Source organism: Vreelandella sulfidaeris Esulfide1 (assembly GCF_054072535.1).
In genome coordinates this window covers 224,342-245,988 of sequence record NZ_JBSVSF010000002.1, presented here as the reverse complement: position 1 = coordinate 245,988, position 21,647 = coordinate 224,342, and the positions used below count along the sequence as shown (strand labels likewise).

Sequence of the window (21,647 nt, the reverse complement as noted above, 5' to 3'; positions counted from 1 at the left end):
GGATGAAAGCCTTCCCGAGCTGCTGTTTCTAGAATCAAAACGCAAAGCGCACCCCGGTCATAAGTAGCCACTGTTCGGTCTTCTCGCCGGCTGCAGCCATGATGTCTTCAGTTTCGCCAACGAAGGACTGGTAGCGTACGCCTATATAAGGGGCAAATTCCCGCTTGATTTCATAGCGCAGGCGCAGGTCCAAGTCGGCATTGGTCATGCCAGACCCGAGATTCCGTTCAGGAATGTCCTGAGCCGCAAAGCTCATTGCCGCACGGGGCTGAAGCACCAGACGCTGGGTGATACGGAGGTCGTACTCTCCTTCGAATTCTAACGTCAGATCCTCGTCCTCGGAAACATACAGCGAACTATCGAGTTCGAGCTGATAAGGGGCCAAACCTTGCAGCGCGAGCACATACGACCAGCGATCCTCGTAATCATCGGGGGTCCATTCGTTAGCGTACTGGACACCGGTCTGAACGCTCCAGAAAGGTGTAATAAGCCGCGAATAAAGGAAATCGTTCTCGCTTTCCCCTTCGTTGGCGCCATCGAAAATCGCCTCCCCCTCAGTCTTCCACCAGAATAGGTTGATATCACCACCGAACCAGGCATCAGCTTCCCAGCCTAAGTTACCGGGGGCATCATCATCCGTAACACGGTACTCAAACTGGTCGAAGCGCACGAACCCAAACAATTGGTCGTCGGGTACCGGGTCGGGGAAGTGCGAGGGTGGGTCGCTTTCCGCATAGTTGAACACCTCATCCAGCGTCATGCCTTCAGGGAGCGGCGGAACTTCAAGATCAGGCGTTGAGCCTTGGTGGTACTTCGCGGATTCCTGATGGACTGGAAGATCCGAGGTGTTCGGCATATTTCCCATGCCGGACTTATTCTGTCCCATCGCAGGGGCGGAAAGTAGAGCAGCGACGGCCATCGCCGTTAAGAGGCGAGTGCTATGCATCAGCATTGATCGATCCTCCTTCCAAGGAACGGACAACAGCGACTGTACGAAACATGCCTGCCTCCATGTGATAAAGCAAGTGACAGTGGAAGGCCCACTGTCCTGGTGCGTCAGCGGTAATGTCTACGGTCAGCAGTTCAGCCGGCTGAACATTTACCGTGTGCTTGCGCGGATTGGTGTCGAGGTCGCCTCCTGCATATAGGTCCATCCACATGCCGTGCAGGTGGATTGGGTGACTCATCATGGTGTCGTTGATCATATTTATGCGCAGACGCTCACCATACTCGAATCGGATCATGTCCGACTCGGACCATTTCTTGCCGTCGAAGCCCCAGATGAATTGGTGCATGTTGCCCGTCAGGTGCAGGTAGAACTCCCGGGTCGGTGGGCGCCTAAGCGGGGGGCGTTCCAGAGCCCGCAGCTGACTATACGTCAGCACCCGCCAGCCATCATCCCCAAGGCCTGCCCCAGGATAGTCCAGACGTCGGTAGGCGGACTGAGCCATGGTGATACTGGCCGGGCCATGACCGGATGGGCCGTGTTTGACGCGTTCTACCAAATTTTCGGTCGGTAACCCATTGGCAGCATGCCGACCCATCGGCATCACCATGCTGTCGTGTGCACCATGGTTCATCCCCTCCATGCCTTCCATGCCTTCCATGCCTTCCATGCCTTCCATGCCTTCCATGCCTTCCATGCCTTCCATGCCACCCTTCATCATCATGCCCATGTCGGCCATGTTAAGCATGGGCCTGCGTCGGGGCTCGGGAATGGCTGCAGACATGCCGACCCGTGAAGCCAGGGTTCCGCGGGCATAGCCGCTGCGATCCATGGTTTCTGCAAAGAGCGTGTAAGCCTGGTCGTCAGGCAAGGTAATAATCACATCGTAGGTCTCGGCTACGGCGATGCGAAACTCATCTGTTTCGACCGGTTTGATATCTTGACCATCAGCCTGAACAACGGTCATCGGCAGGCCTGGAATGCGAACATCATAGTAGGTCTGGGACGAGGCATTGACGATACGCAGCCTAACCTTCTGGCCGGGTTCGGCAAGGAACACCGGGTTCTCGTCAGCCGACTTGCCATTCATGAGGAAGGTGTAGGTGGCACCTGTGACGTCGGCAATATCGGTAGGGTCCATCCGCATCCCTTGCCAGGACAGTCGTTTGCCAATGACCTCACCCAGCGCCATGCCCGTTGCCTGCATCTGGTCATCGATATTTGCCAGGGTCGGCCGCTGGAAATTGTAATAGCCCTCTATGGTTTTGAGATTACGGAACACATTATGAGGGTCTTCAAATGTCCAGTCCGACAGGACAACCGTATGCTCAACGTCGTAATCAACCGGGTCTGTTTGGGCGGGGTCGACGATTAATTGACCGTAGTGACCGAGTTGCTCCTGAAAGCCGGAATGACTGTGATACCAGTAGGTACCGTTCTGTCGGACCGGAAAGCGATAAGTGAAGGTCTCGCCTGCGGGAATACCGGCAAAGCTAATACCTGGCACACCATCCATGTCGAATGGTAAAAGAATGCCATGCCAGTGAATTGAACTCGATTCAGGCAGGCGGTTATGGACGCGTATCAGCGCATCCTTGCCTTCTGTCATGCGGATGACCGGTCCGGGGATAGAGCCATTAATGGTAATCCCCCTGCCAACGCGGCCACCGATTAGCAGATCCTGGTTTTCGAGATAGAGATCGATTCCTTCCTCTGCAGTCGCATCCAGTTCACCAAAGTTTCCAGAACGAGCAACATCGGCATTCAACGCCCACGCTGGGCGGTTGAGCATCAGGTAACTGGCTAGTGTTGATGAGCCTGTTGTGACGAGGAACCTACGACGCGACATCGAACTTAGCTCGCTAAAACGGCTTTGATCTTTCATTAGTACCTCCTTGTACGCTTGATTATCCTGACGACGGCGGACCCAATGAGAGGTATCGACAGGCGAAGAGTTCATATTGGGGTAAGAGCTGGACAGCGGCATGGTATAATTGCTGCCCTACCTCCCCACCCTCTGTTATTTTTATATCTTTCAACTGAGCAATAGCGAATTCTATAAAAGCAGGCACAGCGAATCCGGAGGTCGTCATGCCTGCTTAGCCATTTTCTAGTTTTAATATATACCGATAATTTCCGTATTGGAACCGAGCTCGGAACGGATTTTTTCCCCAACCGCAACACCTTCCAGCAAGTTACGCTCAGAGACCTTAAACGGCATGGTCATCGCGGGCCAACCAAGCGCTTCAACCGGGCCATGGGTAAGGGTTATCTGCTGCTGTTCAGAGTCGATCGCTTTTATGGTGCCTTCGCCCTGGACCGCTTGAGCATCTTGAGAATGATCCCCATTATCATCGTGCCCCTGGCTGTGATTCGTATCAGCGGCGGCAGGCAGCGCAAGAAATGCAACAGCCAGAGTGGCGGCTGCTAAGAGGGATCTAATAGGGATCATATCTGTATCCTCATAATATGTTTTTCCAACAACAGGGCAGTAATATACCCACGTCGAGTTTGGCTGGTAGTGTCGCCACACGCTAAGCCCTGTGAATATTCATCCGCACTTCGGTGTAGCCCGTTATCTTATCTTCCCGGTGACTACTTCAGTCAGGGTTGGGTTCGGCGGCCACCCCGCCACCTGCGATCCACCAATTCAAGGCCAAAACCATCGGGCAGGCCCAGATCAAGAAACACCAGTTTGTACTCCTCGCTACCCATTAGTTATTCAACGTCCGCCGCCGTATGCTGTGGCAGCACCCGATACCTTTCATCCACGAGGGCTTCGGTCAACTGGCCTGTAATCCTCTTATCCTCTGCGAGCAACAAGCGCCTGACATGTCACGCTGGCCTTCTCTCAGTGTGCATGGCCGTCAGCATAGTGATCATCCAGCTCTGCTTCATTCCGGTCAGGCGGAGTAGACTCGCTACTTGATATTTCTTCCGTAGTGCCTGATTCCGGTGATCCCATCATTCCATTCATCTCCCCATGGTCATGATCGTGGCCGTCATCATTGGAGGCTTCAACTTCATTGGTAGACGAGTCTATCATTCCACTCATGTCCCCATGGTCATGGTCATGACCATCGTCCTGGGCGTGCCCATTACCAGTCTGTCTGCTTGATGACGTCTCATTTGGCCGTATCAAAGCGTTATATTCCTGCTCTGAAAGCTCGGGCAGCGTCTTAAGGAACGCCACCATTTCCCAGAGCTCTTCGTCCTCGTGTGTTGCGCCCCAAGCCGGCATGCCAGTCATTTTTATACCATGCTTAACAATCCAAAATTGCTCAGCCGGTCCCCAATGGCCCTGTTCTGTTAAGTTGGGCGGCATAGGATTGAGCCCTGCACGTAGTACCGTGTCCTTGAGACCGGGCTTGAGGTGGCAGGCAGCACATAGCGAGTCATAGGCACTCGCGCCCTGCTGGATCATGTCGTTATCGCTCAAATCCGGAACAGTCATATCTCCAACAGCTGCCTTGACCGAGTTATGCATTGTTGTATGCAATGTCCATTTCCCGATTGCTGTATGGTCATTACTCGCAGCAACGTTATATATTCCACTATAGACGAAGGCGGCTGTGCCCACGGCTAGTACGATTAGCGCTAGAATTGCGCCAAGAAGTAGTCTCATTACTTTCCCTTTTATAGCTTTCGTCTAGTCAGAACCACATTCTGACGCCGCAATAGCGTCTGTACTATCGTCGAAGATGCCATAGCGGGATTCCTGGTAACTAATGAACAGAAATGCAGAATAATCGTCAGCTTAGCCCATCAAGCTGAATCGAAGCTGAACTTAAACTGTCTATGCGAGTTACCATTCGCCAACGCTCATAACCTTCCATATCGTGGCGCATGGAGTAGGGATAACTCAGAATTTGTGCTAAAGAATTACTGTATAAATTCAGCCCGTATATCGGAGTATCATCGACGGGATAGACAATGGCATTCTGAATTGGTAATCCCCCCATTTTCAGAGGGTTTCAAAAGTAGAGTTCAGACCACAGCGGCCAGTTTCTGTTGAGGGGTGATCCCTCCAAGCCCCATATTAGGGCGCTCGTGATTGTAGTGCCAGAGCCAACGAGTGGCGTAATCCTGAACCTCTTCGGTACTTTCAAACAGGTATTGGGCTAACCAGTCATAGCGCACCGTTCGATTGTAGCGTTCTATATAAGCATTCTGCTGGGGTTTTCCTGGCTGGATAAACATCAGCTGAATACCTTGACCTTCCGCCCATGCCGATAACTTACCACTGATATATTCTGGCCCGTTGTCACAACGAATAGAGTGCGGCTTACCACGCCATTCAATGATCTGGTCTAGCGCCCGGATAACTCGTTCAGTAGGCAACGAGATGTCTACTTCGATACCAAGACCTTCTCGGTTAAAGTCGTCGATCACATTCAGTAGACGGTAGCGACGACCGTCGCTCAGTTGGTCATGCATAAAATCCATAGACCAGCTGTCATTAATCGTTTCAGGCACCGCTAAAGGTTCAGGCTTCTCGCGGATTAACCGTTTCTTCGGTTTGATCCGAAGATTCAGCTCCAACTCTCGGTAAATCCGGTAGACCCGCTTATGGTTCCAACGAAAGCCTTTCACATTACGTAGGTGCAGGAAGCACAAGCCAAAGCCCCAGTTTCTCTGGTTATGCGTCAGCGTGATCAACCAGTCGGCGATTTGATCGTTCTCGCCGCGGAGCTTCGCTTGGTATCGATAGCAATTTTCACTGATGCTAAACATCCAGCAGGCTAGGCGGATGCTGACGTGCTTTTCCATGACGGCTTTCTGCGCCATCTCACGGCGACGAGACGGCTTCACCACTTTTTTTCGATGGCTTCCTTGAGGATATCCGCTTTCAATCGTTCCTCGGCATACATCTTCTTGAGCCGTCGGTTTTCATCCTCTAGCTCTTTTAGCCGTGCCATCATGGACGCATCCATACCACCGAATTTAGCTCGCCACTTATAGAAGGTCGCGCTGCTCATACCGTGCTCACGACATAGCTCCGGAACCGGGGCACCGCCTTCGGCTTGCTTGAGGATTGACAGTATTTGGCTGTCAGAAAAACGTGATTTTTTCATGCAGAATCTCCCTGCGTTTAGCTTACGGAAAATTCTACTTTTGAGCACCCTGGTTTTTCGGGGGGATTACCAATTGGCCACTACCTGAAAGAGCTACCCGATGTAGCACTTCTCGCTTATTGAATTTGAGTACCAGAGCAAGGAGAAAGGCACCCACCAGGAGCGATTCTTGGCACAGATGGTTGTCCAAGTGCCATGGTAACGACTGCCAGATTCACTATTACCGTCTTACTTCGATAATGGCACTGAGTGATGGCCGAACCGCGCCCGCGACAGTCAATGCTTAGTGAGCCTCTACCCTCAGCAGTCTTTCGAGCTAACGCAGTCGCTCAACCAGTGTGGCCAAGTGCCTATCGGTGCCCAGTTCGACGGTAAGAAGTTTAGCGAAGTGACCGGCCCCATCCATTTTGAGAAAGATGAGCGACTGCGCCTTATCCTCATTAACGACACCATGATGGAGCATCCTATCCACCTCCACGGTATGTGGATGGAGCTGGAAAACGGCCAGGGTGAATTGATTCCGCGCAAACACACCGTGAACGTGAAGCCCGGCGAGCGCGTGTCTGCGCTGATCACTGCAGACGCCGAGGGCAGTTGGGCGTTCCACTGCCACCTTCTCTATCACATGGATGCTGGCATGTTCCGCGTTGTTCAGGTTTCTTAAGGAGGCAGTATGAAAACCAAGTACTACGTAACCCTCGCCAGCGCCGCCCTCGGCATGGCCGCCGCCACGACTGCTCAAGCCGAAGACGGCTATGACGCCCCGGCCGGCTGGCCGTCACCGGTCGTGGAGCACCCGATGACCACGGTACTGGTCGATCGCTTGGAATATGCTTCGCCCGACAAGGGGGGGATGTCTTGGTCTGGGATTTCCAGGCCTGGTATGGCGGTGATTTCAATCGCCTATACGTGGAAGGCGAAGGCGAAAACGTCCAGGGCGATGGCGAAGATGCAGAATTCGAGTCCCTCGACCTGCTTTATAGTCGTTTGATTGCCGACTTCTGGGAACTTCAGGGCGGCATCGGTTATCAGGGCGGTATCGCTACGAATGACCATCCCGAACGCTATTTCGGCGTCATCAGCCTATTGGGGCTCGTCCCCTATCGCTTCGAGACCGATCTCGACTTGAGGATAAGCGATGAAGGCGATATCTCCGCCAGCCTGGAAAGCGAGTACGATCTGCGCCTGACGCAGCGGCTCTACCTACAGCCGCGTACCGAAATCGCCGTGGCCGCCAGCGAAGTTGGAGAATTTGGCGTGGGCGAAGGGCTTAACTCCGTTCGTGTCGGTATGCGTCTGGGCTATCAGGTAACCCGCCGCTTCGCCCCCTACATCGGTGCTTATTGGGAGAAAGAGTACGGCGACACGGCGGATCTCACCCGCGCCAGTGGCGACAACACGGAAGACACTGGAGTGGTGGCCGGTGTTAGAATGATGTTCTAACAACTCTGGTAATGGGTAACTTTTAACGTCACCAATTGGTGACGTTTTTTTTATTGTTTTTATTTTTAAATGTACCCAACGTCATAACCCAGTTCTTCCACAGAGCCGGAGAATCCGGCATAAAGATCAAGCTCATAGCTGGTGCCGTCACCAAAATCGACATTGGAACCCCAGCCACCGGCGTAGAAGCCCGACGCATGCTCATAATCCAACCCTCCCTGGACAGCCGCAGCCCCGTCTGTCTGGGTGACGCCCCGGAACAGATAGTTGCTGCTGGCGCTCACATTTGAGCTGACGTCAGCGCTAACAATGGCGGGCGCAGCCTGAAGTGCTGCAAGCAAAGTGATACTGATAAATCCGGATTTGGTGAAAAACTGCTTCTTCATAATGGATACCTTCGGTTGGGTTTCATTGCTCCAAATATGATCAGCAAAAGTCTTGCCACATCTTATTTATTCTTTTTTATCATAATTATAGAGACAAATCGGCACATTCTGAGCTTGCCCCCGAAAAACGACCGCAACACCTAGCGCCCCAGAACCTGTCACCGGCCCGGACCAGCGCCCTGTTTTGATGCATTCTCTGTAACCATTCTGTAATCTTTGCCAAATAGACTTTAATCGCGCTTCAACACACACAAGCAAACCGAAAAAGGTGAGACAGATCATGAGCAAGAAATATTTGGGCTTGGCTTTGGCGATTTCTGCCGCTTCTGCTGCACAGGCCGGAAACGTTACGACCAGCGGCGAAGACCTTGTGATCGATACCGACAGCGGTATCAAAGTGAAAGTGTCGGATAACTCTGCGTCTTTTCAGCTCGGCGGGCGCATTCAGTGGGATTACGACGCCACGCAGTCTGACGACAACGGTGTTGACACTACCGATTTCGATGTGCGCCGGGCACGCCTCTACGCCAAGGGCCACTTTGGCGACTGGGCGTACAAGACCCAGTTCAACGTCGCTGAAAGTGATGGCGCCGACGGCGGTACTGCTGAAGACCTGTACATTCGTTACATGGGATTTGGCTCAGCTGCAACCGTGACTATCGGTAAACAGAAAGAGCCATTCGGCCTGGAAGAATTAACGAGCTCAAAAGACATCTCAGCGCTTGAGCGATCTGCCATGACCGAGCGTTATGCCCCCGGTCGCAGCGGCGGCATCCAGCTCAGTGGCAAAGGCGGCAACTGGACCTACGGTATCGGCTACTTCGAGGCAGACGGCAATGGCAGCGACGACTTCAATAACACGGCAGTAACCGCACGGGGCACGGTTGCACCGATTCAAACGAACAATATGGTTGTTCATCTTGGTGCGGGTTATACCACGCGTGATGCCGACACTCAGGCCGATGAGGTCGATACGTTTAATCTGGAGCTCGCCGGCGCTTTCGGGCCCTTCCATGCCCAGGCCGAATATTTCGATTCCGAGGAAGGCCAGGTGGATGTTGATGGCTATTACGTACAGCTTGGCTGGATCATCACCGGCGAAAGCCGTCCTTACAAAGCCGGAGCATTCAAGCGGGTAAAACCGGCATCACCCAAAGGGGCCTGGGAAGTTGTTGCCCGCTTTGAGGATGGTGACGGAAAATACAGTGATGTGGGGCTGGCCACGACCGACGGTGAGCAAACAACACTGGGCGTTAACTATTACGCCAACAAGAATGTTCGACTTGGAATGAGCTACATGGATGGCGAAGAAGCCAATGGCGCTAGCGGAGATGAAGTGCGTGCGAGGTTACAATATGCATTTTGACCGCATGGAGGTCGCTTGAATGAGTTTGCGGCTTGATATAGTTCTTGAGAGTTAATGAAATACTCAGGTTTTGGGCAGATATTAATGGGTAAGCGGATTAAATGGTTGATCTTACCTTTGCATGAGAGTGAGACAGACCGGCATCTCATCGGATTATCTGGTTGATGCTTCACCTACTGCTGGTGCATGTTTCCTTCGCTAATTCCAGCAAGAACCCCACACGCCTCAACTTCCCGGTCATCGTTGCAACTCGCTCTCAGTGAAACGAGTTGTTTCTCAAGCGCTTGCAGAGCGGTTATCTGCGACCGCACATGAGAGATGTGATCATCGAGCAAGGCGTTGACGGCGGTACAAGGCTGATGAGGGTCGTCCTGATAGCTCTGTAGTTCGTGAATCTCAGCCAGTGACAGGCCTAGGATTCTGCAGCGACGGATGAAGGCCAGCCGCTCACCATGCTTCTCGGTATAGACACGGTAACCGTTGTCCTGCCGATCAGGCGGCGGCAACAAGCCTTGCTGTTCATAGAAGCGGATCGTCTGTGTTTCGACCCCTACCAACTGCGCCAACTGACCAATACGCATCAGCCTCCTCCCCAACGGATTCTTTACTCTATTGACCTTATAGTAGCTTTATAGTTTTAAATGGTACCACAACATTGTTCAAGTGGAGTCGTATCATGAACAAATCCTGTGGTGGCGGCGCCTGTGGCGGTGATGCAACGTCCGCGGCGGATACCGATATACAGGCCTCCTCCGAAGCGCCGGGGAGATGGGTCAGCGTTTATGCCGTGCCGAAGATGGACTGTCCATCAGAAGAGCGAATGATTCGCCTAGCCCTGAACGGCTTTGAGGAGATTCGGGCGCTGTCCTTCGACTTGTCGAACCGCCGGCTGAAGGTCGTGCATGACGGCGAGGTCGAGCCCGTCACCTCGAAACTGAAGACCTTGGGGCTAGGCGCCTCGCTTCAGGAAACCGTCGCTGCAAATCCGGAGACCATCAAGGCCGCCGAGTTTTCGGCAGCTTCTGCTAAGCAAGAATCCGGGACCCTGCGCTGGTTGCTCGGCATCAATGCACTTCTGTTCGTGGTGGAAATGACTGCCGGTCTGATCGCCCAGTCCACCGGCCTGATTGGAGAATCCCTGGACAATTTTGCCGATGCGGCGGTGTACGGGCTTGCCCTTTATGCGGTTGGACATAGCGTGAAAATGCAGGTACGTGCCGCGCATCTTGCTGGTGTACTGCAACTGATCTTGGCTGTGGGCGTGCTCGTAGAGGTGGTGAGACGCTTTGTATTCGGTAGTGAGCCTGAATCGCTGGTGATGATGGCTATCGCATTCGTCGCATTGATTGCCAATACCAGTTGTCTGCTGCTCATATCCAAACATCGGGAAGGCGGGGCGCACATGAAGGCAAGCTGGATATTCTCGGCCAACGACGTGGTGATCAACCTGGGGGTCATCACCGCCGGCGCCCTGGTCGCGTGGACCGGTTCCAATTATCCGGATCTGATTATCGGCACCATCGCGGGGGGCATTGTACTTAACGGTGCCAGACGCATTTTGGCGTTGAAGGGTTAAATAATGCTCATTATTGGCAAAAAGCTCTCGCCGTATGCCCTGTTGTCCATATCGGGCCTGCTGGCAGCGTCTGATCAGGCTGTAAAGTGGCTGGTGCAGCAATCAATGGCCTATGGCGAGTCTATTTCAGTGACCCCGTTCTTTAACTGGGTGCACGTATGGAACACCGGTGCCGCATTCAGTCTTTTTGCGAATGGTGGAGGCTGGCAGCGCTACTTTTTTATCGGAATCGCGGTGGTGGTCTCGATTTTTCTGATCAAGCTTATCCTTGAAAATCGTCATAAAGGAGAAGCCATCGCTTACAGTCTTATCCTCGGTGGCGCCATGGGCAACCTGATTGACCGGGTCTTTCGCGGCTATGTTGTGGATTCCTTTGATTTCTATTGGCGAGACTGGCATTGGCCGGCCTTCAACCTGGCTGATATTGCAATTGTCCTCGGTGCCTTACTTTTCGTTTCCGGCAGCTTGTTGGGTAAAAAAACAAACACCAATGCCGAGCCGGATGGATCTGACTGACACCTACGCCTATACAACACCATGACCGAACTTCCCGACAACATCCTTCACCTGCCGCAATACCAAGTACTGGGCTGCAAATCAACCGACGACGAAATGCACTTCCAGGTGGACGTGCCCGATCCGATCGCCTGCGAGGAATGCGGCGTGCAGGGTGAGTTCGTGCGGTTCGGCAAGCGTGATGTTCCCCATCGTGATCTGCCCATCCAAGGCAAGCGGGTCACTCTCTGGGTGGTCTGCCGCCGATACACCTGCCGGGCCTGCAAGACAACATTCAGGCCCCAGCTACCGGAGGTGGTGGACGGATTCCGTATGACACTGCGGCTGCATGAGTACGTGGAGAAGGAATCCTTCAACCACCCCTACACCTTTGTGGCGGCACAGAGACCGGCCTGGACGAGAAGACGGTGCGCGACATCTTCAACGCCCGCGCCGAGTTCCTGGGGCGCTGGCACCGCTTCGAGACGCCCCGCATCCTGGGCATTGACGAGCTATACCTGAACAAGCGCTACCGCTGCATCCTGACCAACATCGAGGAGCGAACCCTGCTCGACCTGCTGGCCACCCGCCGCCAGGACGTGGTGACCAATTACCTGATGAAGCTGAAAGACCGGCAGAAGGTCGAGATCGTCAGCATGGACATGTGGAACCCCTACCGGGCAGCGGTCAAGGCTGTGCTGCCCCAGGCCCGTATCGTGGTCGATAAGTTCCATGTGGTGCGCATGGCCAACGATGCCCTAGAGAGAGTGCGCAAGGGCCTCAGAAAGGAGCTGAAACCGTCCCAGAGCCGGACTCTCAAGGGAGACCGGAAAATCCTGCTGAAACGCGCTCACGAAGTCTCAGACCGGGAGCGCCTCATCATGGAGACCTGGACAGGCGCGTTCCCGCAACTGCTGGCCGCCTACGAGCACAAGGAGCGCTTCTACGGCATCTGGGACGCCACCACACGGCTCCAGGCAGAAGCCGCCCTGGACGAGTGGATAGCCACCATCCCGAAGGGCCAAAAGGAAGTCTGGAGCGATCTGGTCAGGGCAGTGGGAAACTGGCGCGAAGAGACCATGACCTACTTCGAGACGGACATGCCCGTCACCAACGCTTACACGGAGTCCATCAACCGACTGGCCAAGGACAAGAACCGTGAAGGGCGCGGTTACTCCTTCGAGGTGATGCGGGCACGAATGCTCTACACCACGAAGCACAAGAAGAAGGCACCGACTGCGAAGGTCTCTCCTTTCTACAAGAAAACCATCGGTTACGGACTGCCGGACTTCGCAGAGGAACTCAACTACGGAGTCGATCTATCAACCATCTGAGGGTGGTATCAGATTGATGGGGTGAAGGTGCCCCATCAACCATTAAATCCGTATACCCTTTTAAATTCAGCTTCATTTCAAAAACCACAGCTAATATAAACAAGTCATCAACCACTGGAGTAATTATCATGAAAATTAAAGCAATTATTTTTGGCGCAACGGTAGCGACTATACTATCTACACCTGTCTTGGCTAGCCAAGGCAACACCTCTCAAGGCGTTCCGACGCTTGAAAGAGGCGTATCTTCTACACAGATTCTTGCTCAGGGGCAATCCAAACGTTTCAATATCAATATTGAACAAGCGACTACCCTACAAGTGACGAGTGAGCATTTTCCCGGCATAAGGAGCTATGGTAACCGCATTTCAGCAGTTCTTTACAATGAGTCTGGACAACGAGTAGCAGAAGCGTCCAGTCCACAAGGCCACTTCAACCTTGTCCATCAGTTGCAACCTGGGAATTATCAACTCGAAGTTACAGGAAGATCAGGGGGTGGCAGTAACGCAAATGATGATAACCGTTATGAGTTACATGTTGACTATTAATATATAGTCACTAATTTAAGATACAGGGCCAGCCTTTATGCTGGCCCTTTTATTTAACATATATTTTTATCATTGAAGAAACCTATTCGTAACCGTAGCTAGAATTTTAAAATAAATGAGCAGGCTATACTTGCCTTTGTGTAGCACAAAGGTTCTATATTTTTAGCAAATACCATATTCTTAGCGAAGGAAAAACAATACCAACGTCAACATCCACTGCCTCTGCACAGGTTTACCGGATGAAAACCGTCGAGCATATGTGCCCGTTCGGTTTGAAAACGGTTGATCTACTCAAGCGTAAAGGCTTCACAGTTGACGATAACTTGTTGGCCTCACGGGAAGAAATTGACGCGTTTAAAGAACAGGAAAATGCGACACAACGCCTCAAGTATATCTTGGCGATGAACGTATCGGCGGCTATGAAGAACTCCGCGAGCACCTGGGGATGAGCGTTCCTTACGCTAAGTCCATTACCTATCGTCCGGTGCTGGCGATTTTCGCCACCGCGCTATTGATCGGCTTTGCCTTTAGCTGGGCTGCCCAAGGCTCCCTGTTCACCACTCGTATGCCAGAGTACGCCGTTGCCACTGCGATGGTGCTCTTGGGTCTGCAAAAGCTTCAAGACGTAGAAAGCTTCAGCACCATGTTTCTCAACTACGATCTGCTTGCCCAGCGCCATGTCCCCTATAGCTATGTTTACCCTTACGCTGAAACGCTGGCGGGGCTACTGATGTTAGCGGGTACCCTTATCTGGCTGGCCGCGCCACTGGCGCTTTTCGTCGGTACCGTGGGACTGTGGATGCCGCTTCGAATGCTGCTCGGATGAGTAAGCCTATTTTCGCCAAACACTTGATCGGGATCATGTCTTCATTCTGCGTTGTTCAGGTTGCGTTCAGAATCGTCACCCATGCTGTAGGTAAGGTAACTTCATTCATTTCTATCCGAAACAGCGAGGGTAGTCGCTGTCGATATTGAAGAGGTAGCTTTTTTTATGGCGAAACAGGACAGAACGCCACAGTATAAAGAAGGCAGTCTTTCGCTGGTCGGTGCCGTTGCATTAGGCACAGGCGTGATGATTGGGGCTGGTATCTTTGCGTTAACCGGCCAGATGGCCGAAATGACCGGTTATCTTTTTCCTCTCGCTTTTTTGGCCGCTGCGGTGATCGTTTCTTTCAGCGCTTATTCTTACGTAAAGATGTCCAATGCCTACCCATCGGCGGGCGGCATCGGCATGTACCTTCAGAAAGCATACGGCCCAACACTCCCCACCGCTTTTCATGCGCTTTTGATGTATTTTTTTATGGTGATCGCGCAGAGCTTTCTGGCGAGAACCTTTGGCTCGTACACCTTGGAATTAGGGGATCGCTCCTTTTATGCCCCTCTATTAGGTGTTGGTTTACTACTAGCGGCCTTCTTGGTCAATTTATCCGCCAACAAGCTAATTGAGACGGTTGCCTCGGTACTCGGGTTCGTCAAAATAGGCGGTATTGTTGTGTTTGGTGTTGTCGGTGTGTTTGTTGCCGATTCTCTCGAAATGGGGGCAAGCAGCGAAGCACCTTCGCCTACAATCGCAGGTTTTTTTAGGCGCAACGGCACTGGGCATTTTAGCCTTTAAAGACTTCACGACTATTACTAACATCGGTTCGGAGCTTAAGAACCCCAAACGGAATGTCGGTAGAGCGATTATGATCTCAATTGCCTTATGCATGGTGATCTATGCGCTTGTCGGCTTTGCCGCTCCAGCAACCTTTCCTTATCAGAAATTATTGAAACACAAGATTATTCGCTGGCCGCTGCGGCTCGGCCCGCGCTTGGTGAAGCGGCGGTTGCCTTTACTGTGATACTCGCCATGCTGGCTACCGCCGGTGGGATTATCGCCAGCGTCTTTGCCGTTTCGCGCATGCTTGCGATGCTGACGGAAATGAAACTGGTACCGCACCGTCATTTTCACATGCCCGGCAGCCTGCAAAAGCACACGTTGGTATACACCATTGTATTCGGTTTGGTGCTCACGGCCTTCTTTGACCTGAGCCGTATCGCAGCACTCGGCATTATTCTTTATTTGATCATGGATATCGCTATTCACTGGGGTGTGCTGCGGCATCTTAAAGAGAGCGTGAGCGCCAACCCTATCATACTGGTCATTGCCATACTGCTGGACGCCATTGTGTTGCTGGGCTTTATTTGGGTAAAAGCCACGGTAATCCCCCCATTTTCAGAGGGTTTCAAAAGTAGAGTTCAGACCACAGCGGCCAGTTTCTGTTGAGGGGTGATCCCTCCAAGCCCCATATTAGGGCGCTCGTGATTGTAGTGCCAGAGCCAACGAGTGGCGTAATCCTGAACCTCTTCGGTACTTTCAAACAGGTATTGGGCTAACCAGTCATAGCGCACCGTTCGATTGTAGCGTTCTATATAAGCATTCTGCTGGGGTTTTCCTGGCTGGATAAACATCAGCTGAATACCTTGACCTTCCGCCCATGCCGATAACTTACCACTGATATATTCTGGCCCGTTGTCACAACGAATAGAGTGCGGCTTACCACGCCATTCAATGATCTGGTCTAGCGCCCGGATAACTCGTTCAGTAGGCAACGAGATGTCTACTTCGATACCAAGACCTTCTCGGTTAAAGTCGTCGATCACATTCAGTAGACGGTAGCGACGACCGTCGCTCAGTTGGTCATGCATAAAATCCATAGACCAGCTGTCATTAATCGTTTCAGGCACCGCTAAAGGTTCAGGCTTCTCGCGGATTAACCGTTTCTTCGGTTTGATCCGAAGATTCAGCTCCAACTCTCGGTAAATCCGGTAGACCCGCTTATGGTTCCAACGAAAGCCTTTCACATTACGTAGGTGCAGGAAGCACAAGCCAAAGCCCCAGTTTCTCTGGTTATGCGTCAGCGTGATCAACCAGTCGGCGATTTGATCGTTCTCGCCGCGGAGCTTCGCTTGGTATCGATAGCAATTTTCACTGATGCTAAACATCCAGCAGGCTAGGCGGATGCTGACGTGCTTTTCCATGACGGCTTTCTGCGCCATCTCACGGCGACGAGACGGCTTCACCACTTTTTTTCGATGGCTTCCTTGAGGATATCCGCTTTCAATCGTTCCTCGGCATACATCTTCTTGAGCCGTCGGTTTTCATCCTCTAGCTCTTTTAGCCGTGCCATCATGGACGCATCCATACCACCGAATTTAGCTCGCCACTTATAGAAGGTCGCGCTGCTCATACCGTGCTCACGACATAGCTCCGGAACCGGGGCACCGCCTTCGGCTTGCTTGAGGATTGACAGTATTTGGCTGTCAGAAAAACGTGATTTTTTCATGCAGAATCTCCCTGCGTTTAGCTTACGGAAAATTCTACTTTTGAGCACCCTGGTTTTTCGGGGGGATTACCCCACCTCAGACCCTTTTGTTCTTATGATTGCAGGCGTAGTAATGGCGATCATTTTGCTAGGTGAGTGGATGTTCCTCGCCAAACGCGGCACATCAGACGATAGCGAGCATTCTCACCACGCTCATTAACATTAATAGCGCTATAGGAGCTATCCCATGGAAGTCAGAACGTTTGGTGATTTGATTGATTGGACGCGTCAGCTACATGAACATCTCGCTAGTTGCCTAGCCCACTGCGCCACCGAGCATGAAGAAGAGCGTGCTCAAATGCTGCTCAATTATTTAGCTGCTCACGAAGCAGAAATGCAGCGTGTTGTTGCACGCTTTGAGCAACAAGCCGACACAAAGGCATTAAAAACATATGTATATGACTATCTAGAGCATAAACCTATCCGTACGCATCGGACCTGCGATGCTCCTTACGCCGAGTTGAGTTTTGACGATATTTGTCACGAGATTTTCGACTTCCATGAGCAAGCAATCAGTCTTTATCGCAGCTTGGCTGGCAAAGCGGAAATCCCTGAGACCAAAGAGTTGGTGGATGCACTTTTGGATTTAGAAGAACACGAAGCCATGCGCCTTGTTCGCCAAACAGGACGAATGAAAGATGTCTGAAGACTATTTCGAAACAAATGAGAAATACCCTGTTTGCAGCATTGCAGACTTTCGAGAAACTGAACATCAGTTACCTTGAGGTGTATTTCTCTTTTGCTTGCCTTTTGAACTATCACTGCTTTCATTCCCACGTCGGGTTCCTCTGAATAAGGGATACTCATTTTTCTTTGAAGGTATCCCTCTGAGCTTTGTGCTCCACACCATCAATAACAACCGTTTCTGGATAGACTAGCTTATCAAAATCGAAATCCATGCAACCTCCTTACTGAGCATGCATGACAGATATTAGGCCGCCGGCTAGGTTTCCTGCCGCAGGGAGTAATGCTAGGCCGAGAACTGTTCATATTTTTTGCAGCATCTGCTTCTCCAGGTCTTTACCTGATCGTCGCTGGTCTTTTTGCGCTAAAAACACGCCGAACAGCTTTTACTCGCTGGCCAAGTCCCGAACGGGCGCACTATCAAGAAGCACTGAAGAGGCATTGCCTATTCTGTTTCGCACCTATACCAGCCTAGATACCCGGCGTTCAAACCCTGTTGAAGAGAAAAGTGTAGCTCTGCTGTAATGAGCTCTCCTGGCTCCGCTGATTCTGGTTCTTCTTCATCCGAAAACACCCTCATCGTCAACCCTTCTGCGGTGAGCATGAGGCCTTGCTTCAAGTTTTCATAATCAGGATTGTGGTCTGCTGATAACTCCACTAGACGACCATGAATCTTGGTAACTGCGCGGGCACCCTGGCCTTGATCCGTGTTGTCGATAGCGAGAATCGGCGGGCTTTCTGCGGTATACCGATAGGCGCAATACGCAGCGTCTCCCAGCACCTTTTCGATTTCGGCTTCTTGCATCGTTTGGGGATCGATCGCCGGTATATCAGGCGAGTTGACGGCCTCCTGCGCTCCAACCACTTCGGGAGACGGCCCTTGCATCATCGGATTTTCCACTCCTTCGCCAGGGGCAGGATCGCCACAACCGGCGAGAAAAGCGGTGCCCAGCGTTACTGTCGAAAGGATAAGGATCTGACGAGGGCGGTTCTGTGAAGGAATAAACATCAGTCGGCCCTCTCCAAATCGCGTATGAGATATTTCATTTCCGCAATTTCGCGACGCTGTGCCTCAATAATTTCATCGGCGAGCTTACGCACACGCGGATCGGAAATTTGTGCTCGCTCGCTGGTTAAGATCGCGATCGAATGGTGAGGAATCATTGCCTTCATATACTCGTCATCGCCCACGGTAGCCTGGCTGCGGACGAGCCATAATGCGGCGGTGAAAAGCAGAGCGCTGCCCACAAAAATGGCGATATTGATCAGTTTCTTCTGATACATATTGAGCATAAAGCTCAGCATTATCACCGCCATCACAGCGCCCATCACAAGTGCCATCCATGCTCTGGTTTCGCTCCAGAAGACATGCTCATAGGCGTACGTATTGAGATACATCACCCCGTACATAATGACCGTAGAGGTAGCGATCATCGCGCCGAAACGCCAATAAGACATGTTCATAGCGTTTCCCTTTAGTGTCCATGATCTGTTGAACTGCCCGTTTCAAAGCTTGCGTACTCATCTTCCGTCATGCCGGGTAGGCGCATGACAAACGCAGTGATGTTCCAGATTTCATCATCACTGTGAGTAGGTCCGAACGCAGGCATACCACTCATTCGTATCCCATGTTTAGCCAACCAGAATACTTCGCGGGGCTCCCATTCGGAGATGGTATCGGTCAGATGTGGCGGCTCTGGCAGCATGCCTCTAGCCCACTCACTCTGTCGAACTCCCGGGCCGCCGTGGCAATGTTGACACATCGACTTGTAGTCGGTCGCTCCGGCAGTCACCATCTCATCATTCATTGAAGGAGTCGTGATGGCTTCTGCCCTGTCTGCTACAGAATTTTTCATCGTTGTCATCAGCGTCCAGCGTACAAGGGGCTGATGGCCTTGAGTCGCCGCGATGTTGTAGGTGCCGGAATAAGCCACCCAAACGACGACAAGGAGTAAAATCAGAACGAGTATTGCAAGCCCGAAGGCTGCTCCCAGCGCTAAATGCTTAGTTTTCGGCTGCATTGCGGCACCTCGCTTGTTCCTAGAAAGGAAGCGTTGATTCACCTCTCATCACGTGATTTGTTCAGAGTAGTAAGGTTTTACTGGCATGCCAAATTTAAACAATAAGATGGTCTGTTTTGCTGAACTTGTCTGAGCGAGCGTCTACCCAGGCTGCCGATCAGTGCCAGGCCGCTCCGTAAGACTATGGTTGGAACGCCACGCCTTATGTCAGATCGGCTCAATGAGTATGGGTGCGAATCCGCCCCCCGGTGTACGAAAATTCGTGGTTTGGCCTTGGTACAGGCGTGCCGCAGCCAGAATCAGATTGCCACGATAGGTATATAGCCGTACGTCTACCTTGAGCATTTCCCGCTCGCCATCGACCAGAACCAGTCGCTCCGAGGGAGGCACGTACGCCTGAGCGATATAGTCACTTTCGAGTATCTGGGAAAATGTGCGTTTGGTAAGTTTGCTGCCTCGATAAGCGCCCTTGCTGCCATAACCTGCCACTGGTTTAAAAAACCACAGCCGTCGCTGTTGCCAAAGCTCATCTGCGTTACTGGCGGCAACCCTAACGGTGCGCGGAACGCCGCAGCGAAGCAGCTCGGCGTTCTCTGGGCTCAACCCCCAATCCTGAAGAATGGAAGGATCAGACCATTCGGCTAAATTGCGCTTGTCTGCAAAGAGTGCGTGTGCGAATGGGTTTGGGGTTATGACAGCGCCTCCGTCCAGCCAAGCCGAGCGCAGTGCGGCATGCTCTGGCACCTCCAGAGCGAAGTCCACTAAGCGGTTGTAAACCATGTCGATTCGCTCGCCGCCGCTGTATAACGCACCCAACTCATATCTGAGATCAGAGGGAGAGACTATGTGGGCATCGATACCATTATCCCGAAACAGCTGCTGTGCCAGTCGGAACTCAGGATAGAGGTACTGCTCGATAGGCTGGTCATCGACGATCGCTATGCTTTTCGGTCGTCCACTGCCCCGCTGGGCGCGCCATTCACTCTCGAACTGGGCGATGACCGCAGTATCAAAGTTTTCGGCCCAGGCCACCCGAGTAGCCCCGCTGCAGCATTGCAGTTGGGCACGTGCAAGCTCAGCATTGAGGAACGCGCCCCCCGCATTGGTGTTGACTTCGATGAGAAGCGGACCCTCCCCACCGAGGTGAAAATCATAGCCCATGAAGGCGCCTACGGGGCCAGGATTGGCTCGGGCGCTCTGAGGAGCTCTGGAAAACACACGGTGATGAAAGTCGGGGAGCTTGGCCGCAGCTTCCAGAGCTCCGACAATGGCCAGCATTCGATCCAGATCTTGGCTGGGAACAAAAACCGCAACATCTGAAAAGAAGTGATGCCAGACTGAACTGGAAAGCATGTCGTTCGCATTACTTCCCAACTGATTAGCTAGACTACGAACCACTTCTGGCCGATCGAGAGTGACGCAGACGCAGTGCTGGTTCAGCTTTTTCGCCTTCGTTTGTGCTGGGGAATAATTGGTGTCTTGCAAGAGAATACCCTCCGTGTCTATATATCGCCGATCTCCAACCCATGAATATTTCGGCTGAAATCTCCATTGCATCTTGTAGTAAAGGCAAGTTGGTAGAACAGGAGGCCTATGCTTCTTAAAAATACCTGAGCTATTAATGTTCGGCTACAACTTGCTAAAAAGACGAAAGATCTCCCCCCTCTTTAGCCTGGTCAACGATAGGATAGTAAATTTCGGAGCTACGACCTCGTCAATTTACGAGTACGGGATATAGCCCATGATGCGTGTATGCCCTCACGAGCCATTGGACGCAGCAAAAAAAGCAAAGACCTGAACAGTTCGAAATAACCGAGCAAACCCCTATCTCAGTTATGGACTGGATACAGCTTGCTCAACTCAGAAATAGAGACTTCTTGTTTCCCAGCCGAATCAACAGCGCAAAGCATCTCTCCACGCGCCAATATGTCCATATTGTGAAAGCCTGGGTCACCGAAATAGGTTTAGATGCCTCAATCTATGGCACGCACATAATGCGCCGCACCAAAGCTTCGCTTATATACCGTCGCACGAAAAACTTGAGGACAGTGCAGCTGCTCCTGGGTTACACGAAGCTGGAAAGCATCGTCCGATATATTGGGATTGAAATAGATAATGCGTTGGATGTGGCAGAACAAACAGAAGTTTGATATAGACAAACGACGGCCTATTTCGGGCCGTCGTTGCCCGGCCAGAAGCGATCTTTTAGTTAAAGCTGACATAATGGCTCATCATTAGATGAAAACCTTATTCGAACACTTACATTGACCGCTTAGACAAACCCTTCAAACCCCAAATACTAGACCAAACAGTGTCTAGAATACCTGGTCCGATTCAGCTAGACCGCTCCTGTTGAGATGGCCGTTATCTACTATGCTGCTCTCAGTTGTCACATACATGCATGTTAGGAG

At 52.1% G+C, this 21,647-nt stretch carries 21 protein-coding genes and 4 pseudogenes; 13 read left to right on the top strand and 12 right to left on the bottom strand.

From position 1 onward, the window contains the following. Positions 1-34: 34 nt before the first annotated feature. The 5 genes from ACW44H_RS21010 to ACW44H_RS20990 form a co-directional block, all read right to left on the bottom strand. Entirely contained in the window at positions 35-952 is a 918-nt protein-coding gene (locus ACW44H_RS21010; RefSeq protein ID WP_113271223.1) for a copper resistance protein B, read from the bottom strand. Beyond that, entirely contained in the window at positions 939-2,831 is a 1,893-nt protein-coding gene (locus tag ACW44H_RS21005) for a copper resistance system multicopper oxidase (protein WP_457509119.1), read from the bottom strand. Before ACW44H_RS21005 ends, ACW44H_RS21010 begins: the two co-directional genes overlap by 14 nt. Positions 2,832-3,062: 231 nt before the next feature. Further along, positions 3,063-3,398 (bottom strand): copper-binding protein, encoded by a 336-nt coding sequence (locus tag ACW44H_RS21000; protein ID WP_113271210.1) that lies wholly within the window; start codon positions 3,396-3,398, stop codon positions 3,063-3,065. A 399-nt stretch (positions 3,399-3,797) separates the two neighbouring features. Beyond that, positions 3,798-4,400 (bottom strand): c-type cytochrome, encoded by a 603-nt coding sequence (locus ACW44H_RS20995; RefSeq protein ID WP_241524669.1) that lies wholly within the window; start codon positions 4,398-4,400, stop codon positions 3,798-3,800. Between the two features lie 533 nt (positions 4,401-4,933). Continuing rightward, positions 4,934-6,021 (bottom strand): IS3 family transposase gene (locus ACW44H_RS20990; RefSeq protein ID WP_253504891.1). Its coding sequence is split into 2 segments (ribosomal slippage): positions 4,934-5,760 and positions 5,760-6,021, totalling 1,089 coding nucleotides; the frame shifts between segments, so codons are not numbered across the junction. A 286-nt stretch (positions 6,022-6,307) separates the two neighbouring features. Here ACW44H_RS20990 and ACW44H_RS20985 point away from each other — a divergent pair. Together ACW44H_RS20985 and ACW44H_RS20980 are read left to right on the top strand one after the other, a co-directional pair. Further along, a complete protein-coding gene (locus ACW44H_RS20985) occupies positions 6,308-6,685 on the top strand; it encodes a multicopper oxidase domain-containing protein (protein WP_274542015.1) in 378 nt (125 codons plus the stop codon). Positions 6,686-6,879: 194 nt separating this feature from the next. After that, complete coding sequence (locus ACW44H_RS20980) at positions 6,880-7,464, top strand: copper resistance protein B (protein ID WP_457509118.1); 585 nt, start codon at positions 6,880-6,882, stop codon at positions 7,462-7,464. Positions 7,465-7,532: 68 nt separating this feature from the next. On the opposite strand, the pseudogene ACW44H_RS20975 reads toward ACW44H_RS20980, so the two are convergent. Beyond that, a pseudogene (locus tag ACW44H_RS20975) lies at positions 7,533-7,850 on the bottom strand (TorF family putative porin); the annotation flags it as partial. A gap of 280 nt (positions 7,851-8,130) precedes the next feature. Between ACW44H_RS20975 and ACW44H_RS20970 the strand changes: the two are divergent. Then, positions 8,131-9,216: an OprO/OprP family phosphate-selective porin gene (locus tag ACW44H_RS20970; protein WP_113271303.1), complete on the top strand. Its 1,086-nt coding sequence runs from the start codon at positions 8,131-8,133 to the stop codon at positions 9,214-9,216. Positions 9,217-9,389: 173 nt separating this feature from the next. Here ACW44H_RS20970 and cadR read toward each other — a convergent pair whose 3' ends face one another. After that, positions 9,390-9,797 (bottom strand): Cd(II)/Pb(II)-responsive transcriptional regulator, encoded by a 408-nt coding sequence (cadR, locus tag ACW44H_RS20965; RefSeq protein WP_035566955.1) that lies wholly within the window; start codon positions 9,795-9,797, stop codon positions 9,390-9,392. A gap of 95 nt (positions 9,798-9,892) precedes the next feature. Here cadR and ACW44H_RS20960 point away from each other — a divergent pair, with 95 nt between their 5' ends. The 7 genes and pseudogenes from ACW44H_RS20960 to ACW44H_RS20930 all read left to right on the top strand — a co-directional run. Continuing rightward, the gene (locus ACW44H_RS20960; RefSeq protein ID WP_113271304.1) at positions 9,893-10,792 is read left to right on the top strand and encodes a cation transporter; all 900 of its coding nucleotides are present in this window, start codon (positions 9,893-9,895) and stop codon (positions 10,790-10,792) included. A gap of 3 nt (positions 10,793-10,795) precedes the next feature. After that, entirely contained in the window at positions 10,796-11,308 is a 513-nt protein-coding gene (lspA, locus tag ACW44H_RS20955) for a signal peptidase II (RefSeq protein WP_095622753.1), read from the top strand. A 21-nt stretch (positions 11,309-11,329) separates the two neighbouring features. Beyond that, a pseudogene (locus ACW44H_RS20950) lies at positions 11,330-12,621 on the top strand (ISL3-like element ISPpu12 family transposase). A gap of 128 nt (positions 12,622-12,749) precedes the next feature. Then, a complete protein-coding gene (locus tag ACW44H_RS20945) occupies positions 12,750-13,166 on the top strand; it encodes a hypothetical protein (protein ID WP_035555993.1) in 417 nt (138 codons plus the stop codon). 239 nt (positions 13,167-13,405) lie between these two features. Further along, positions 13,406-13,615, top strand: a complete 210-nt coding sequence (locus ACW44H_RS20940; RefSeq protein WP_235272586.1) for a hypothetical protein — start codon at positions 13,406-13,408, stop codon at positions 13,613-13,615. Next, a complete protein-coding gene (locus ACW44H_RS20935; RefSeq protein ID WP_235272585.1) occupies positions 13,612-13,992 on the top strand; it encodes a MauE/DoxX family redox-associated membrane protein in 381 nt (126 codons plus the stop codon). The genes ACW44H_RS20940 and ACW44H_RS20935 overlap by 4 nt, the downstream gene beginning before the upstream one ends. 165 nt (positions 13,993-14,157) lie before the next feature. Then, positions 14,158-15,360 (top strand): annotated as a pseudogene (locus ACW44H_RS20930) (APC family permease); the annotation flags it as partial. Between the two features lie 44 nt (positions 15,361-15,404). On the opposite strand, the gene ACW44H_RS20925 reads toward ACW44H_RS20930, so the two are convergent. Continuing rightward, a protein-coding gene (locus ACW44H_RS20925) for an IS3 family transposase (RefSeq protein ID WP_253504891.1) occupies positions 15,405-16,492 on the bottom strand; the annotation gives its coding sequence in 2 pieces (ribosomal slippage) (positions 15,405-16,231 and positions 16,231-16,492; 1,089 coding nt in all). 40 nt (positions 16,493-16,532) lie between these two features. Between ACW44H_RS20925 and ACW44H_RS20920 the strand changes: the two genes are divergently transcribed. Both ACW44H_RS20920 and ACW44H_RS20915 read left to right on the top strand, forming a co-directional pair. Further along, positions 16,533-16,691: a hypothetical protein gene (locus ACW44H_RS20920; RefSeq protein WP_457509117.1), complete on the top strand. Its 159-nt coding sequence runs from the start codon at positions 16,533-16,535 to the stop codon at positions 16,689-16,691. A 27-nt stretch (positions 16,692-16,718) separates the two neighbouring features. Continuing rightward, a complete protein-coding gene (locus ACW44H_RS20915; protein ID WP_035555996.1) occupies positions 16,719-17,177 on the top strand; it encodes a hypothetical protein in 459 nt (152 codons plus the stop codon). Between the two features lie 483 nt (positions 17,178-17,660). Here the strand turns inward: ACW44H_RS20915 and ACW44H_RS20910 are convergent, their stop codons facing one another. The 4 genes from ACW44H_RS20910 to ACW44H_RS20895 form a co-directional block, all read right to left on the bottom strand. Then, a complete protein-coding gene (locus tag ACW44H_RS20910) occupies positions 17,661-18,224 on the bottom strand; it encodes a hypothetical protein (RefSeq protein WP_035555998.1) in 564 nt (187 codons plus the stop codon). Continuing rightward, positions 18,224-18,679 carry a DUF305 domain-containing protein gene (locus tag ACW44H_RS20905; RefSeq protein ID WP_035556000.1) on the bottom strand — a complete coding sequence of 152 codons (456 nt, stop codon included), beginning with the start codon at positions 18,677-18,679 and terminating at the stop codon, positions 18,224-18,226. Before ACW44H_RS20905 ends, ACW44H_RS20910 begins: the two co-directional genes overlap by 1 nt. Before the next feature lie 11 nt (positions 18,680-18,690). Further along, positions 18,691-19,236, bottom strand: a complete 546-nt coding sequence (locus ACW44H_RS20900) for a c-type cytochrome (protein WP_045812310.1) — start codon at positions 19,234-19,236, stop codon at positions 18,691-18,693. Positions 19,237-19,443: 207 nt separating this feature from the next. Further along, positions 19,444-20,721, bottom strand: a complete 1,278-nt coding sequence (locus ACW44H_RS20895) for a hypothetical protein (protein ID WP_082072710.1) — start codon at positions 20,719-20,721, stop codon at positions 19,444-19,446. A gap of 132 nt (positions 20,722-20,853) precedes the next feature. Between ACW44H_RS20895 and ACW44H_RS20890 the strand changes: the two are divergent. Further along, positions 20,854-21,386, top strand: a pseudogene (locus tag ACW44H_RS20890) (tyrosine-type recombinase/integrase). The last annotated feature ends 261 nt before the right edge of the window (positions 21,387-21,647 follow it).